The sequence below is a fragment of the Sutcliffiella sp. NC1 genome, assembly GCF_027594365.1.
GTDB classification, from domain to species: Bacteria; Bacillota; Bacilli; order Bacillales; family Bacillaceae_I; genus Sutcliffiella; species Sutcliffiella cohnii.
Genome location: NZ_CP115153.1, coordinates 2494655 through 2510864, shown reverse-complemented (window position 1 = coordinate 2510864; position 16210 = coordinate 2494655). Strand labels below are relative to the sequence as shown.

The window sequence follows — 16210 nt, the reverse complement described above, 5'->3', positions numbered from 1 at the left end:
CCCCTCATAACCTATTATTTATTTTTTAATACATGAAACAACATCTTCAGTTAATCTCTGTTTATAGTCAAAAAATTGTTTTTGTTTTTCATTTAACCAATAGTTGTCGTTCTTTAATGACTTAACAGCTTCTTCATATTGAAACTCTATTGCTTTTAACGACGGACCACCAAGTATATTTCGCACATTCACGAAATTTCGTACGCAAATGGCTGATTGGTATTCTTCTTCTGTTAAATCTAGTAATATTTGAAAGCTGTTTTTCGCTATATTATTAATTTTAGAAGCGCTTCCATTTGTTAAATCTAAACCTTCTTTTACTAAATCTTTTACAAATGTACTTACAATTCCATGTGCCGTACGGAATGGGATACTATAGTTTCGTACTAATACATCGGAAATTTCTGTTACCGTAGCAAAGCCTCTTTGTGCATTTTCTAATAAAAGTTCTTTATTAAAAGTACAATGATGTAAAATTTCTGTAAGAATTTCCACTACTTCTAAGGAGGTTTTATAACCTGTATATAATGGTGGTTGAATATCATCACCTATGTCGACAATGTCACCCAATGGAACGTTATGGGCTAGAAATATTGTATTTTCAAGGATACCAATTGCTTTACTAATGGAAGCCCTTGTATGTTCTAACGCAGATGGGTTTCTTTTTTGAGGCATAATACTTGATGTTTGAACATGCATATCGTGTAATCTCAAAGTATTCACTTCATTCGTTGTCATGAAAATTAGGTCATTTACAAAGCGTGATAGAGTAGATAACGAAATTGAAAGTACACTTTTTAGTTCTATCATAAAATCCGAAGCTGAAATTGCATCATAGGAGTTAGACAGTGGTGAATCAAAGCCTAATCTTTTACTAATATTTTCGCGGTCAATGTTATAGCCTGTTGTAGAAAGTGCTGCTGCTCCCATAGGGGAACGATTCACTCTATTGTAAAGTTCTTGCCCTCTTTGTACGTCTCGTTGTAAGTTATGTACGACTGCCATTAAATAGTGTGATAAAGTAGTAGGTTGTGCTTGTTGATTATGTGTATGTGCTGTCATTATTGTTGTTTTATGTTCGTCTACTAAACGTAATAGCTCGTTCCTTAATATGTTAATTGTATTCATCCATTCAACGATTCTTTCTCGCCAGAACATTCGAAACATCGTTGTGTCCATATCATTTCGACTAAATGCAATATGCATATTTCCGACAAGTTCAGGACCAATCACTTTACTGAGATCATCTTCTAGCATAAAAAACAGATCTTCAAAATTACTATCGTATTTTTTTTCGTAGCCTTGTTTATATAATTTATGAGTTGCTTCTAAAATGGAACTCGCATGCTCTTGCTCGATAATTTTTTGATTTCTTAGCATTAACACATGAGCTAAGTTTATTTCCATTATATGATGATAGTAATGTTTTTTAGTAAATGAATATGTTGGGCCTAAAGTAGCGTCTATATATATTTTTGAGCGTTGGGTCATTCTAAATTACTCCTTCTTCTTTAAGTAATGATTCATGCTCACGTAAAACTAATGCTCCTGCACCTATTAATGACAAACCTTCTAATTCTGAAATGAAAATATCCGTTCGAATGGGAAGATGTTTCTCAATTATTGATTGGACTTTTGGTAGAAACCATTTCCCGGATTTCGATATTCCCCCACCGATTACGACACATTGAGGGTTAAATATACATATTACGTTTACTAATGCAAAGGCTATATGTTCAAGCGTTTCATTTACAACTTGTAGACTAAGAGGATCGTTATTAATTGCATAGTGGAATATTTTTTTTGCAGTTAACTTTTCTCCCTTTAATGGATGATCATAGGTGGCGTTTTGTAAATGCATTTCCATTCTTTTTACAATCGATGGTCCACCAACATGACTATCTAAAAAACCATAACCTTGAAAAATATGGTCATACTCTTCCTTTGCTTCATTTTTATCTGTAACCATATAACCAATTTCACCAGCAGCAAATGCTGAACCGCGATATAATTGACCATTTACAATTATCCCACAGCCTACTCCTGTTCCAAGCGTTATTAATATAACATGATCTTTATTACTCGCTTGCCCTTTCCATTGTTCTCCTAATACAGCTATATTAACATCATTATCAACATAGACTGGGAATTCGATTTTTTCTTCTAGCTTATGTTTAAGTGGATAATTGATCCATCCTAAACTTGGTGCATCTATCACAATTCCTTGATCAGAATCAGTTATACCTGGTGCACCTACTCCGACAGCCATGACAAATTCACTACCAATATTATTTTTCTCCAATAGAGAATAAACTGTTGTACAAATTTCATTAATGAAATCTTTCTTTAGCGCTGCTTGCGTTAATAACTGATCTCTTGCGATAAGTTCCCCAGTGAGATTAACGATACCAACTTCAACATTTGTACCTCCAATATCTATTCCTATTAGAAAATATGCATTTTTATTAAAAAATAGATTAATTGGTTTCCGTCCACCTAGTGCACTAGATTCATTACTCTCCCTCTCAAAAATCCATCCTTCTTGTAATAATTCATCTACTATTAAAGATACAGTAGGCTTACTGATGGAGAGGTTGAGTGAAATTTCTGCTCTTGAAATTTGGTCATTATCTCTAATAAACTGTAAAATTTTCTTTTTGTTTAAATATTTTAAGTAATTTGGAGTATTACTTCTCGATTGTTTCATATACGTGCCCCTTGAAAGAATTCGACGTTAGTTCGTAAACTTTCCTTACCAACTTAAATTCATCTTATTTTCTTTTCATGTTGATGTCAACAGAATTTTCAGAAAAATATAAATTTGTGTATTTTTACCTAGAGAGGTATTACTCATTCCTAATACCTCTCTGTACTATTTTAGTCTTTAAATAACGGGTAACTAATTAAGTTTGTAAAGATGCGATACCCACCTGCAACTTGCCCTTGAATTTGGCGATACCATACTAAATTCGTATATAAATAAGTACCCTCGCCATATTCAGCCATTAAAATTCCACTTTCAAAAGGTTCTTCACCAGGATCAGCCATACTTATAAATGTTTCGTAACGCTCATCCCATTCACTCGGAAAATATAGCGCTCTTTCCTGTACCCAATTTTCCCAATCAGATTCATTTAGGCTATTTGGATGGTTAAAAAGTGGATGTTCTGGGTCTTTAATTTCAACTTGAGCATTTTGATCTGTAACTCTCCAACGAATAGATGGTGTACCTATCGTAAGTGGATACGGAGGATGGTTTTCTCCATGATAACTATCATTAGGTGTATGATACTGTACAACTAAGTGTCCACCATTATTTACATAGTCTAATAGACGGCTATTTAATTGTGGTAACCCTTCTCTTCTATATGCTCTAATTCCTAAAGCGATAGAATCATATTGAGCTAAATCTCCACTTGCAATTTCTTCATTTGATAGTTTTGTTATATCCATGCCAATATTAATTAAGTAATCGGCAATTTGATCAAAACCACTTTCGATATACCCGACCTTTATCCCATCAGGAATAGTTAATTCAAATGAAATACCTGCGGATTTTGCGTTATACAAGTAATACTGAGTACGAATATGGTCATAATTTATTGTTTGAACAGTTGTAGAAAACTCTTTATTATCTACTAGTACTTTACCTAACACTTCAAATGTTTCTGGTGCAATATTATTCGGATTAACAGTAAAAATTACCGTTTCTGTTTGTCCTTGCTCTTCAAAATGCACCGAATCTTGGGAAACAGATACTTCCCATCCGCTTGGCACTTCTAGTAAAGGAGTTGCTACAGACGGGCCATCAACATAATTAGTTAATGTCATTTCTACTTCTATTTCTTCTGGAATATCCAGTTGATTAATTGCAATTTGAACTGGATTTAATGCTACAGCTACGTCTGGTAAAACAGCAACTGTATTTTTAGGTGTTACAGTAAATGAAGCGCTTTCTTTTTTAACCTCATACTGAACGTTTGCTAAAATAATCGCATCTTCATATGGATGGTAGAATTTTTCATCGTCATTAACTGTCACTTCAAATGTTTTTGTAACAGACTCATTAGGTTTTAAAGTTATCTTTTCTACTTCTCCTCTAACTGTCCAACCTTCTGGAATAAGAAGAGAAAGTTCAACATTATTTAACGTAACTTTACCATCATTAGTAACGTTTAGTTCAACTGGAGTTGTAGCTCCTCTAACTAAAGTAGAATTATCAACCGTTACATCAATATTCAACGAAGATGCTATTTTACTCACTTCTACTAACTGCTTTTGTTTAACATTAAGTTTAAATAGTATATCTTTCTTTAACTCTTTTGAAATATTACTTTTTCTACTTTAACAATTGCTTTTTTTACTTCACCTATAGCCCCGTGTGCATTTACTAGTACTTCTTCACGAGATGGGTAACTTTTAACTACTGCATCTAGTGCACTTTGTACATTTTTAAGTACACCTTTTATTTGATTATCGCTTCTTTCTAATCTTTCTGCTACTTCTGTGAAACTAAAGTCGAGGCTATCAAAAATCGTTTCTTCTTTGTCTGGAATTGGATGGACAGACTTAACTAAATCTAAATGCACGTAAAGTGGAGCAACAGGTACTTCTCTTCCCATACCTTGACTTTTATGAAGATAACGAGAATCTTCCCCTAGTTGCGCATAAGTTTTCCCATAAACATCATCAATTTCATTTCCTACTTCAATGGAAACTGTAGCATTACTGTTAGATTGGGCAGGAAAGTATAATTTTTTTATTTGCCAAGGAGTTAATCCTTCTTCTAAATGTTCTGGAAATACGGTAGGATCTGCTGCATCTTCAAAAGCTCTTTCTGTTAAAACATTTATTGCACGATGGTGACCGTGTTGAGAATCAACATCTAAAAATGATGGGAATACAATTTCCGGTCGATATTCTCTAATTTTTCTAATTAATCTTTCGTACGCTATTTCTTCTCCCCATTCATGTAACGTTTCTTCTGTTGATTTAGAAAAACCGAAATCATAGATAGGGTCACTAATGTCTTCACTTAGCATAATTAAGTCTACATTCGTTACATCTGATGCTTCTATTAATTCTTCGGAACGAATAATTCCTAATCCATTTCCTAACTCAGTTCCAATTTCATTTTGTCCACCTTCACCCCTATTTGCGATAAGGCTTCCAGTTCTTACACCTTTACCTAAAGATAAATAGGCTAATAAATGACTACGTTCATCATCTGGGTGAGCACCTGTATTTAGAAAACTTGTTGTTGTCGTTAACGGTGTTACCACTTTCCATAAATCTACATCATGATTCCCGTTTTTAACTGCCATCGTTTTTACACTTTCAGTAAATACGAGCGGTAATAGTAAAATTACTGCCATTAGAGTTAACAAAAGCTTTCTTCTTAACATGTAAACATTCCCCCTAAAAATTAATGGATTCGTAATAAGCCCCCTTTCAGTAAGTTAACTTGTTAGTTAGTAAAGTTTCCTTACCATCTACTAATATACAAAATATTAAGAATTTTTAAAAATGTATTAATACCTATATATCCTACAAGTTTTTATAACGCTTCTTTCCTAGAGAATATGAATTGTACTGTGACAATCGTCATATAACAACAAAAAAGCGCTCTGTCTACTTAACTGACATAACGCTTTTTTATATTATAAAATAACCGCTGTTACACAGAAATATCTCTTATTCTAAAGGCTCTCGCACCAAAAAAAGTGACTATAAGACTAATTAGGAATAAAGTCATTAATGGTGCAACATGAATATTCTCGACCGGAAACTGTGGAATATGACCGAAAGGACTTAACATACTCATCCATTCCGGCAATTGCAATAGTCCTCCTAAATATACGACAAAAAATGAATAGCCTAAGTAGATCCAAATAACCGCTGTAAGTTGAGGTTTAAATCCATATATAAAAATAGTAATACTAATCATTAGCCACACTGATGGTAAATATACCATTCCTGATTTTAGTAAAACAACGATTTGTATAGGCTCCTCCATTACTAAACTACTAGCGAAAAATAATCCTAATATAGATAGTAATAACAACATTACACTACTTAGTATGGATATGAATACATACGAAAATAATAATTGATTCCGTGAAACTGCTTTAGATAATAGATGATCAATTCGGTTCTTTTTTTCTTCTCCCTTTAACTTTAAAAAGAACATCACGGGTGGAACTGTACAAATTAAAGAGATAATACACATTAACATCGTTAAGAATTGCTCCGTTAATGATAATCCGTCTATCGGAGCTAGCATTTCAGAAAGCATTTCATTACTTCCGAAAAAATTTTCAAGATCACCAAAAACAGAACCGTACGATAACCCTAACATTAACATTGCAATGGACCAAGCAATAATACTTGTTCGTTGAAGTGTAAATGCTAAACCTAGAGTTGATAGTAACAAAGGAGAAGCATTCTTTTTTCCGGATTTAGTTCGGAGAAAACTAGAGCCAACATCTCGTATTGCTTGTAAATATAAAGATATTAGGCTTAGTAAAACCGCTAATAAAATCGTCCAAAATATGGGTGTCCAATTGTTTTGCACATAAACTTCAGTAGATAAAATCCAGCCTAATGGAGAAACGTTTGAAAGTAATGGGTTACTAACATCACCAATCGCTCTTATTAAATATCCGAAACCTAACAGCATAAATGATAGCGTGAGTGTTCCTCTACTAGTTTGAGAGAGTTGTGCCATTAATGCTGTAATGGCTGAAAAAATGAGACCTGTCGCCCCTAAACTTGCACCATAAAGAAAAGATCCTTGTGCGTCCATACTAGAAATATTTAAAGACGTTAAACCAACTCCGATAATAATAGCAAGCAAGCAATTTAGAATAATCATTAATTTAAATGTTGCAAGTAAATTCGCTAAACGTCCAACGGGCAATGATCTTAACAATTCAAGTTGACCATCTTCTTCTTCCGATCTCGTAAGACTCGTTACAAATAATATGCTCATAATTGCCACTACTATAGCAGTAAATAACAACATTTGATGTGCCATCATCGCACCGGTTGTGTAATTATCTAATCCGTAACCAGGACCAACCATCGCTATCATTGCAGGGTTTTTCATTGTTTCCGCAATCGCTTGCCTTTCCACATCCGACTTATATAGACCTTCGAATGAACCAGCTGTAGCAATCGATATTAGTAAAAAAGAGAGTATCCATATTACCATCCGATATCGATTACGTTTTAACATAAACTTAAAAAGTAATTCATTATTAGAAAATAGCTGATACCACACTTTTACTCACCCCTATCTCCTCTTGAAGCGGATGAAATATCATAATGTCTCATAAACAGATCTTCTAAAGTCGGTGGTGCACTTTCAAGCTTTACTATACCGTATTGTCCTAAATACTTTATTACGATATCTAGCTGATCAGCATCAACCTGGAAGCTTATAGAATCACGAGAGTTCTCAACTTCATGTACTCCGTTTAGTTTACTTAAGTCGGTAATTGGTTCTTTTGTTTGAACTATTAGTCTAGTTCTTGTTAAATGACGTAATTCTGTTAAACTTCCACTTTCAATAATTTCGCCTTGGCGTATGATTCCTACTCTATCACACAATTTTTCTACCTCTGATAAAATGTGGCTTGATAGGAGGACGCTTTTTCCGGCTAGTTTTGCTTCCATCACACAGTCCTGAAAAGCTCTTTCCATTAATGGGTCTAACCCTGATGTTGGCTCATCTAACAGATAAAAATCTGCATCGGCTGCAAACGCTGATACTAATGCTACTTTTTGTCTATTTCCTTTTGAATACGTACGGCACTTTTTGGATGGATCTAATTGAAACTTTTCAATTAATTGTTCACGCCGGCTAACGTTTATGTCCCCTCTTAACTTCAAAAATAAGTCAATTACTTCGCCACCTGTTAAATTCGGCCATAAATTAACGTCACCAGGAACATAAGCAACTCTTTTATGAATATCAACAGCATCTTTCCATACATCTTTTCCAAAGATTTTAGCATCACCACTTGATGCTTTTAATACTCCAAGCAAAATTCGAATGGTCGTCGATTTCCCAGCCCCATTTGGCCCAATAAACCCATAAACTTCTCCTTCATGCACTTCCATATTTACTCCATTTAATGCTGAAAATTTACCGAAACTTTTTTTTAATTCAGTAATATTAAGTACGGTCATCAGTAGGACCTCCTCTTTAAAGAAGTTTTGAAATATTACACGTTATATATTTCATAATATAGGAGATGATGTCCACTTTCAACACCTTTATGAAATATTATATTTGTTTTATTTCATAACTTTTATTAAACTTATATATGAGGTGAATGTAATGGACGGGTTTCAGCGCCGTAAAGAAGAAAAAATGAACAATATATTAGAAGCAGCTCTCCAACTATTTATGGAGTTTGGGATTCAGAAAGTGTCGATATCACAAATAGCAAAAAAAGCTAACGTATCACAAGTTACCATTTACAATTATTTCGATAGTAAACATAATCTGATTCGCGAAGTGTTTATATATTATACAGATAACGTTACCCTTGAATTTGAAAAGTTAATAAATAGTGAATTGCCCTTTCCTGATAAAATAAAACAAATTATATTTAATAAGAAAAAAGCCGCTAATCAACTACACGAGGAATTATATGAATATTTTTTGAAAGAGTATAGAGAAGAAGGGAATCATTTGCAAAAATTGTACGCGGAAAAAGTACTACCACAAATAATGAGTTTTTTCGAAGATGGTAAGAAGGAAGGTTTTATCAATAAAAATCTGTCAAATGAAGCAATATTGTTTTATTTTCAAATGATGACAGACTACTTTAAAAAGGAAGAAACCTATCAACAACTACTTCCTCTAACGGAAGACATTATGCAAATATTGTTTTACGGTATATTGGGAAAAGACCCAAGTACAAATTAAGAACTAATACAACCCGACTTCTCTTCACATTTCCTGGGGAAGCGCACCAAATGACAAATTTCCTTCATAAACTACAGTTCATTCAACTTATAATTTTGCATTAAAAACTGCCCTTTTTTTAATAAGGTCAGTTTTCTCTTTTCAATGGTATTATGAAATGGGACTAGGATTATTATTTAGTAAGCCATTGGCAACAAATTTGTGGAAGAACCATTCACCAACTCCGATGATTAAAGCCGAAATGAATGCTGCTCCGAATGGTATTCCGACACCGTAAACGATTGGAGCAAGTAACCATAATGCAAAGGTTGTAATTGCTAAGTCAGCAATTGTTGCAATTATGTTATTGGAAATCCTTAATATTCCTAAGTCCCCTATTAGATAACTTATCCCTACAATGAATAGAGAAAGAACAAACGTTCCTCCAATAGGGTAATTATATAATCCTGATAATATAAACCATAAAACAAGCGCTACCATCGCTGTTTTAATTACGATCGCTGATAAATGTCTCAAATGTAGCACCTCCTTTTATTTAGGTTGCTCTGATAAATAATTTTCTTTCTATATACATTTTACAAAAGAAGTAAAGTATTTCTATCCGTATTGAAAATTGAAACTTTAATACTTCTGAAACGTATTTATATTTATTAGGAGGTGTTATTTAGATGGAGGATATTTTGCTTGGATTTATTCTTTTCATGGCAGGACTAGTATTATTCACGTTCCCGCCAAAAAGAATTAACTCCTTTTACGGGTATAGAACTCATAATTCCATGAAAAATATAAATAATTGGAAAACCGCTAATCAATTTAGTAGTAAGCTATTAATGTTGATTGGACTAGTCTTATCTATGGTAGGTTATTTCACATCTCCCATCTGGGCACTCGTTACATTAGTTCCTCTAATCGGGATATTGTTTTTACTTGTTGAATGGCGTATAAGCAAATAATATACAGGATTAATAAGTCATTTAGTAGTTAAATGATACAAAAAACAAGTGGAAAAAAACGCTCGTTTTTCCCCACTTGCTTAACGTCTTATTGGACAAGACTTTGTTGTTTTTATTCTTTATCTTTATGTTGGTTAGTCATTTTAGCTGCTTCAAATTCTGCATATGATGCAAATTCCGTGTTCATTTTTCCTTTTTTCGCGTTATTGTTTCTATTAGCATTTGCATTTCCTTTTTTTGTTCTACCCATTCTTAACCCTCCTCTGCTCAATGGCTTCGGAGTTAGTATGTGAATATAATGCGCTTTCGATTAAGGAAAAATAATCATGAATCTGTACTTACTGGATTATCATTATAGGAAATCCAATCACTCCAACTACCTGCATAAAGTTTTACATTATGAAAGCCAGCTTCTCTTAGTGCAAGAACATTTGGACAAGCTGTTACTCCAGAGCCACAATATACAATAACTTCTTTTGTTGGATCTAAATCTTGAAAAGATTCCTTTCCTTTCTTTATATCTAACCAAAATTTATTAACTGCTCCAGGTATATGGCCTCCGATACGATCGATTGGTTCTTGTATTCCTTTGTATCGTACTTCTTCTCGAGAATCAATAAGGACGATTTCTCCTTTATTAATCGATTCTAGTCGGTTACGGACATCTTCCATCGTGACTAATAAATCCTTTTGTAAATCTACTTCAATCGATACTTCTTCTTTACTAATTTTAGGTAGTACATCTGTTGTTGGAAAGCCTTTTTCTTTCCATTCTGCAAAGCTTTCTTTCATAATAAATGTATTTTTATGCCCTAAATACGTTAATAAAAACCAAAACCTTGAGGCCATTGCTCCTTGCTGGTCATCATAAGCAACAATAGTAGAAGTATTATTTATGCCACACTGCTGAAGATTACTTACAAATTCAATCATGTTGGGAAGTGGATGACGGCCACCATGAGTACTTATATCACTTGACAAATCTTTATTTAAATCAAAATAAAAAGCATTCGGAATATGTTCCTTTTTATATTCTTCTTTTCCCTTAAGTGGATCTTGCAAATGAAAACGGCAATCGATGAGGACAATTTCATTTAAATGATCATTGACCCACTGTGCGTTAATAATATTGGACATAGTTTAACTCTCCCTACGCTTTAACCTCATAACATATTCTTTTACCATTTCAATACTAACTAATTTTCTTTGTGGAGCAATTCCATTTCTTGCAAGATGATTCATTTTCTCTGTTACTGCATTTATCTTATCTGTGGAAAAAGGTTTACCCTCCATACATATTTGAATCGCTTCATCAATATACTGTTCCCTTTTTGCTTCAAGTGTCAAAAATGTAGTTACTATTTCATTTTGTTTTTTTGCATGTGCTGAAATTTCTTTATGTACGCTCATAATTTAATCCTCGCTTTTTCATAAGTTGTAGTACTACGTCTTTCGGATCCCAACAGTGGAATTGATACGCTGGCTTTGTTTCGTATCCGAGCCTGCCGCACTTATACGTAGTTTTAGTTGATTCTTTATTTACTCTAAAATGTTTACAGGTGGCACAAGCGTGGAAGTGACCTACATCATTTTGCTTCATTTCCCCACCTTCTCTTTACAGATATAAAAGAAATTTTCCATTTTCTTTCGGTTATGACCAACTCGGAGTTTAATCATATACAACCTTTACGTTATTATTGTTTAAATCCAATTTGTTCAAGAAAAATATGTTCTAAGCTACTCCACTGCACTTTGTTCGTATCGAGCTGTTCAAGATGGTCAATTAATCGTTTTGCTTCAACAACATAAAGTTGAAGCTCTTTTAATAATCTGTTCATACTATCTTCATTCGATATAGTACCATTCTTTTTTATTTCTATCACTATGTTTAAATCATTTTGCGAGAACATTTCACTACTATTTATTAATTGTGATAATGCTATGGGAGGAAGTTGATGAAACTTCAACATATATTCAATCATAAGTGCAGAACGAAATGAATGATACAAATAAGAGCTCTTCTTCTTTTCATTATACAGCTTTATATTTTTAGCCAGCAGCTGCGTATAATGACTCGCTAATACTTTTTTCGAATAGGTATCATTTATGATAGTCCGAAGCGAACTTACTAAGGATGAATTTGCTACATAATATTCATTCCCATTGATCATTTCATATAGAGAAGGATTTGATTTCTTCGCTAATAGTAGTGCTTTTCTCAAATCCCACCCTTGAATATCAAATTCACCATTTATATAAGTGAATGAATCATTATTGTTAGGTTTTAGAGATAAATATTCCTTTATAGTTCGTTTGTAAATGATTCTAATATCGAAATCACTGTTTTCACCAGCTGTACCATACGTTCTACTGCCGGCTTCGCAAGCGAATAAAATTTGGAAATTATGTTCCTTTTCTAGTTGTGAAAAAAGATTAGAAAAATCCATCTTATCCCTCGTTTGTTTTCTTTATATTCAATAAAACGTTTGACCACATATCCATATCTAAATCTTGAGATAGTCCAGCGATAATTCCATCATAATACTCTTCAACTTGTTTAGTAATTACATTTTGTACATAATAAAATTGTTCATCCAAAACACCACAATAGTATTGAGCTAACTTGCTATTTTGTTCTAATATAAACTGTTCAACAACCGGTTGAAATACTTCCTCCATATAGTCTCTCATTTTTTCTTTCTCATTTTTTTCAAAGAAACTTTTAGAATTTCGGTAAAACGAATAAATATTTTTCTTTTCCTTATCAGAAATTTGCTTTAATCCAGATTGAATTGTTAACGATTTCACACGGTTATTCTCAACTAGTGCAAAGTTGCAGTTTTTATCAAGCTTTTGAATTTCGCTTTTTACATTATGTTGGTAATTATTTAACGTCGTACTAATATACTTTTCAAGTCTTACAGTTGTTGCTCTTACTTCTTGAGTGAGATCATGCTCCATGTCAACGAAGAGTTCATTAAATGAAGATTGTAGCTGCTCTTTAATATTAAGGTCATCACGTAAAACAGACGGATTAAACGCTTCTTTAAAAAATTCACGATAACGTAAAAACAAACGTTGAATTACGTAATAAAGGAGTTCTTTGATTTCTTTTTCTAGTAACACCTTATAATCAGTAACTTGAAACTGATCAATTCTATCTAACATCTTCTTTGCAACATTTCGGTAGTAATTTAACTTTTCTTTTTTCTCTTCATCACTTTCTTGGGCAGAACGAAAAACAGTGTCTACATTTACTATAATACGTTTCAGTTCTTCTTCCGCTGCGTTAATTGACATATGAACAAGATCGTCCTCAATGAAACGATAAAACGCATTTTCAAATTGAGGGAGCTGTGAATCCCTCATAAATGACGGTAGTGACAAAGGAATTTCACCGGTTTTTTCTGTCAATCCATGTAGACTAGAAAGTGCAAATAATCTTGGGTTTCGAATACCATACGAAAGAAGTTGTTCCCCAACATAGTTTTTCACTAATTGTAACTCTTCCGCTGTGTTTGCTAGGTCAGCAGCATTAATAATAAAGAACATTTTATCTAGCGAGAATGCGTCTTTTACGCGTCCAAGCTGGATTAAAAATTCTCTATCAGCTTTTGAAAATGCATGTTGATAGTACGTAACGAAAAGAATAGCATCAGAGTTTTTAATATATTCAAAGGATACTTCTGTATGTCTTGCGTTCACAGAGTCAGCACCTGGAGTATCAACGATTGTTATACCTTGCTGCGTTAAGTGGCAATCATAAAATACTTCAATCCATTCTACAAAACACGCTTTTTCTTCCGTTGCTACGTAATCTTCAAATTCATTTAAGGAAATAGTGAGTAAATTTCCGATATGAGATTTCATGGAAGAATATCCTTTAGCGAAAGCTTGTAAAAAACTTATATGCGGTTTACTTTTTGGATCAACTATATTGATTGATTCTAAACTTTTTATGACTTCCTTCGCTTCTTCCAATGTACTTGCCTGTAGTCGAAATATCGAAAGAGCAAGCTGTACATCTTGTAATAAATGTTGTTCTTTTTTCATTTTAACATGAACAGTTCCGTGGCTATTTTCTGCTGTTACTGGTGAAATTTTATTAATCGATGCTGTAGTTGGATTTGGCGAGACTGGCAAAACTTTTTCGCCGAATAAAGCATTTGCGAATGAAGATTTTCCAGCACTAAATGCTCCAAATAACGCAACCGTAAATTTTTGATTATTTAACCTATTGGACCGTTCCCTTAACTCTTTGGCAATTCGTTTGAATGGCGGTAGCTTGCTTATTTGCTCAGATACTAAATTTAAATTTGTAATGGTATCTGCTAACGTCTTTTGAGATGAATTAATATTTGTATAAGTTTCTAAAGCATTAGAACTGTACTCTTTATTAACAGTGATACTGTCCAAATCATCTCCACTTACTTGCCGTTTTACTTTGCTTGCATACATTGCTGTTGCACTCTTTAACTCTTCAGCACTTGCACTTTTAGAAGGATTCCCTAACATATCTAATAAATTGTTGTGCGTTTGCTGGATATTGTTAACGATTTTTTCATATTGCTCTTGTGCGTTAATTTTTTTCTCTAATTGTTCTAATTCTGATTTTAACTTTTCAATAGTAGCTCTTTCATTCATTTCAAGCTCTTTAAAGCATTCATTCATTAAAGAGAATGTTATATTTTTATACTCTTTTCGAATAGAACTTGCAAGATCCTTTGTGAAATTCAAGACTGCATCACCACTATCGCCCGCTCCATGTTTTACATGCTTTTCAATAAAGTTACGGTCAATTGCAATCGTAATCGTTTGTATTCTTTGCATCCAAGTAGGATTCGTTATCCCTTCTTTTTCAATAAAAGCTAACATATATTCTTGAACATGCTTTTCTACGTGTGTTTGTACTCTGTTTTTTATATCCTGAACAAAAGATGTTTCCCTTTTTTGTCTTTCTTCTTCCGTTTTCTTTTTTGAAAATAACAACCCAACTTTAAATTCCTTTTGCATAGATTGTAAGTATGCTTTTGATAACTCTCGCATTTCATACGGTGTAATATTAGCATTGTCTAATATTTTTTGAACTTCTTCTTGAAAAGAAAGTTGTTTTTTGTTTTGTTTTTCTAGTAAACCATTATACAAATTTTTCTTTTCCGTAAGTTCGTTTTGCAATTGTTTTAACGTTTTATTTTCGTCCAGCTGTTGTTTTAATGAGGCGAGCCTTTCCGCTTCATTTTCATACTGCCATTCAATGTGCTCGTTAATAATCGTTTCTGTCGCCATTTTGATTGTCGTTTTTACAATAGTTTCTTTATCGTTTAATAATTTTGATAACAACAGTTTTACTTTTTTAAGTTCGTTTAATGGATGAGCTTGTTGCTTTAAACTTGTAAAGAACATCGGACATTGTTCTATATTCCACTCATGGAGTGACTGCAATATTCTTTTTTTATAAACAGAAAAAGGCAATTCATTTTCTTGATGTTTATCGATTTGGTTAATAATTAAATAGAGCTTTTTCCCTTTTTGTTGTAAATCTTTAATAAATTGTAAGTTAACTTCCGATTGAACATGATTATAGTCCATCACGTAAAAGGTTACATCTGCTAAATGTAGTGCTGATTCGGTTGATACGCGGTGTGCGTCGTCTGTTGAATCAATACCAGGTGTATCTAGAATTACTAGTGAGTCATCCAAATGTTGAAAAGGAAATTGATATAGAACACTTTCTACTTGGTCTCCAGCTTTGCAATATTCTTTTATTTTACTGAATTCAACAGGAGGAAGTATTTCTAAAGGTTCGTCTTCAAAAAATTGAACAATAGCCTTTTCGTTCCCCTTTTTAATGGTGACAACATTAGCTGAGGTTGGAATTGGACTTGAAGGCAATACTTGCTCTTGTAACAACTCATTTATAAATGTTGATTTACCTGCAGAGAAATGACCACAAAACGCTATCATTAATTCCTTCTTATTCATTTTTTGAAGCAACTGCGCTAATTTTTTGGCACGCTGGCGATCCCCACTATTGTGAATATTCATAAATACGTTCGATGTTTTTTGTTGTAAATCTAATAAAGTTTGCTTTTCTACTTTTGTTGTAACTCCCATATTATAAGTACCCCTTGTTTGCATTTTTCTAATATTATTTTACTTGAAAATTAGTTTTTTTCCTATAATTTCTGCAATGTTTCATAAAAACTAATAAAAAAATAACAAAAAACCACCAAATGACGGTGGTTTTAGTTAGATACTTTACATGTATTATGTAGCACATATTTTAATAAAACAGAATAAGTAATAATTGTTGCTCCAA

Annotated in this window: 15 protein-coding genes; 2 read left to right on the top strand and 13 right to left on the bottom strand. The window is 33.1% G+C overall.

The window, feature by feature from the left end; genetic code table 11:
• Positions 1–18: 18 nt before the first annotated feature.
• From argH to O1A01_RS13030, 6 genes are all read right to left on the bottom strand, one after another.
• Positions 19–1491, bottom strand: a complete 1473-nt coding sequence (gene argH / locus O1A01_RS13055) for an argininosuccinate lyase (protein WP_270064314.1) — start codon at positions 1489–1491, stop codon at positions 19–21.
• 1 nt (position 1492) lies between these two features.
• Positions 1493–2707: an ROK family transcriptional regulator gene (locus tag O1A01_RS13050; protein WP_270064313.1), complete on the bottom strand. Its 1215-nt coding sequence runs from the start codon at positions 2705–2707 to the stop codon at positions 1493–1495.
• Between the two features lie 170 nt (positions 2708–2877).
• Positions 2878–4263 carry a COG1470 family protein gene (locus O1A01_RS13045; protein ID WP_270064312.1) on the bottom strand — a complete coding sequence of 462 codons (1386 nt, stop codon included), beginning with the start codon at positions 4261–4263 and terminating at the stop codon, positions 2878–2880.
• Positions 4264–4313: 50 nt separating this feature from the next.
• A complete protein-coding gene (locus O1A01_RS13040) occupies positions 4314–5405 on the bottom strand; it encodes a PIG-L family deacetylase (RefSeq protein WP_270064311.1) in 1092 nt (363 codons plus the stop codon).
• Between the two features lie 272 nt (positions 5406–5677).
• Positions 5678–7282 (bottom strand): ABC transporter permease, encoded by a 1605-nt coding sequence (locus O1A01_RS13035; protein ID WP_270064310.1) that lies wholly within the window; start codon positions 7280–7282, stop codon positions 5678–5680.
• Positions 7283–7284: 2 nt separating this feature from the next.
• Positions 7285–8193 carry an ABC transporter ATP-binding protein gene (locus tag O1A01_RS13030; protein ID WP_066414233.1) on the bottom strand — a complete coding sequence of 303 codons (909 nt, stop codon included), beginning with the start codon at positions 8191–8193 and terminating at the stop codon, positions 7285–7287.
• Between the two features lie 151 nt (positions 8194–8344).
• Here O1A01_RS13030 and O1A01_RS13025 point away from each other — a divergent pair, with 151 nt between their 5' ends.
• Entirely contained in the window at positions 8345–8938 is a 594-nt protein-coding gene (locus tag O1A01_RS13025; RefSeq protein ID WP_066414240.1) for a TetR/AcrR family transcriptional regulator, read from the top strand.
• A 150-nt stretch (positions 8939–9088) separates the two neighbouring features.
• On the opposite strand, the gene O1A01_RS13020 is transcribed toward O1A01_RS13025, so the two are convergent.
• Positions 9089–9454, bottom strand: a complete 366-nt coding sequence (locus tag O1A01_RS13020) for a DUF2512 family protein (protein WP_066414243.1) — start codon at positions 9452–9454, stop codon at positions 9089–9091.
• 152 nt (positions 9455–9606) lie between these two features.
• Between O1A01_RS13020 and O1A01_RS13015 the strand changes: the two genes are divergently transcribed.
• Complete coding sequence (locus O1A01_RS13015) at positions 9607–9891, top strand: SdpI family protein (RefSeq protein WP_066414246.1); 285 nt, start codon at positions 9607–9609, stop codon at positions 9889–9891.
• A 112-nt stretch (positions 9892–10003) separates the two neighbouring features.
• On the opposite strand, the gene O1A01_RS13010 is transcribed toward O1A01_RS13015, so the two are convergent.
• The 6 genes from O1A01_RS13010 to O1A01_RS12985 all read right to left on the bottom strand — a co-directional run bounded on the left by O1A01_RS13010 (position 10004) and on the right by O1A01_RS12985 (position 16005).
• Positions 10004–10141 (bottom strand): hypothetical protein, encoded by a 138-nt coding sequence (locus tag O1A01_RS13010; protein WP_094366121.1) that lies wholly within the window; start codon positions 10139–10141, stop codon positions 10004–10006.
• 74 nt (positions 10142–10215) lie between these two features.
• On the bottom strand, positions 10216–11028 hold the full coding sequence (locus O1A01_RS13005; protein ID WP_270064309.1) for a sulfurtransferase: 813 nt from the start codon (positions 11026–11028) through the stop codon (positions 10216–10218).
• Between the two features lie 3 nt (positions 11029–11031).
• Positions 11032–11301, bottom strand: a complete 270-nt coding sequence (locus O1A01_RS13000; RefSeq protein WP_066414250.1) for a YpbS family protein — start codon at positions 11299–11301, stop codon at positions 11032–11034.
• Positions 11288–11491: a hypothetical protein gene (locus O1A01_RS12995; RefSeq protein WP_270064308.1), complete on the bottom strand. Its 204-nt coding sequence runs from the start codon at positions 11489–11491 to the stop codon at positions 11288–11290. Before O1A01_RS12995 ends, O1A01_RS13000 begins: the two co-directional genes overlap by 14 nt.
• Positions 11492–11585: 94 nt before the next feature.
• A complete protein-coding gene (locus O1A01_RS12990; protein ID WP_270064307.1) occupies positions 11586–12338 on the bottom strand; it encodes a nucleotidyltransferase domain-containing protein in 753 nt (250 codons plus the stop codon).
• Position 12339: 1 nt separating this feature from the next.
• Positions 12340–16005: a dynamin family protein gene (locus tag O1A01_RS12985; protein ID WP_270064306.1), complete on the bottom strand. Its 3666-nt coding sequence runs from the start codon at positions 16003–16005 to the stop codon at positions 12340–12342.
• Positions 16006–16210 lie beyond the last annotated feature (205 nt).

Bases quoted from the DNA above. Each gene is read 5' to 3' on its own strand.
- argH (WP_270064314.1), bottom strand. From the start codon at position 1,491: ATGACCCAACGCTCAAAAATATATATAGACGCTACTTTAGGCCCAACA.
- O1A01_RS13050 (WP_270064313.1), bottom strand. From the start codon at position 2,707: ATGAAACAATCGAGAAGTAATACTCCAAATTACTTAAAATATTTAAAC.
- O1A01_RS13040 (WP_270064311.1), bottom strand. From the start codon at position 5,405: ATGTTAAGAAGAAAGCTTTTGTTAACTCTAATGGCAGTAATTTTACTA.
- O1A01_RS13030 (WP_066414233.1), bottom strand. From the start codon at position 8,193: ATGACCGTACTTAATATTACTGAATTAAAAAAAAGTTTCGGTAAATTT.
- O1A01_RS13025 (WP_066414240.1), top strand. From the start codon at position 8,345: ATGGACGGGTTTCAGCGCCGTAAAGAAGAAAAAATGAACAATATATTA.
- O1A01_RS13015 (WP_066414246.1), top strand. From the start codon at position 9,607: ATGGAGGATATTTTGCTTGGATTTATTCTTTTCATGGCAGGACTAGTA.
- O1A01_RS13010 (WP_094366121.1), bottom strand. From the start codon at position 10,141: ATGGGTAGAACAAAAAAAGGAAATGCAAATGCTAATAGAAACAATAAC.
- O1A01_RS13005 (WP_270064309.1), bottom strand. From the start codon at position 11,028: ATGTCCAATATTATTAACGCACAGTGGGTCAATGATCATTTAAATGAA.
- O1A01_RS13000 (WP_066414250.1), bottom strand. From the start codon at position 11,301: ATGAGCGTACATAAAGAAATTTCAGCACATGCAAAAAAACAAAATGAA.
- O1A01_RS12995 (WP_270064308.1), bottom strand. From the start codon at position 11,491: ATGAAGCAAAATGATGTAGGTCACTTCCACGCTTGTGCCACCTGTAAA.
- O1A01_RS12990 (WP_270064307.1), bottom strand. From the start codon at position 12,338: ATGGATTTTTCTAATCTTTTTTCACAACTAGAAAAGGAACATAATTTC.
- O1A01_RS12985 (WP_270064306.1), bottom strand. From the start codon at position 16,005: ATGGGAGTTACAACAAAAGTAGAAAAGCAAACTTTATTAGATTTACAA.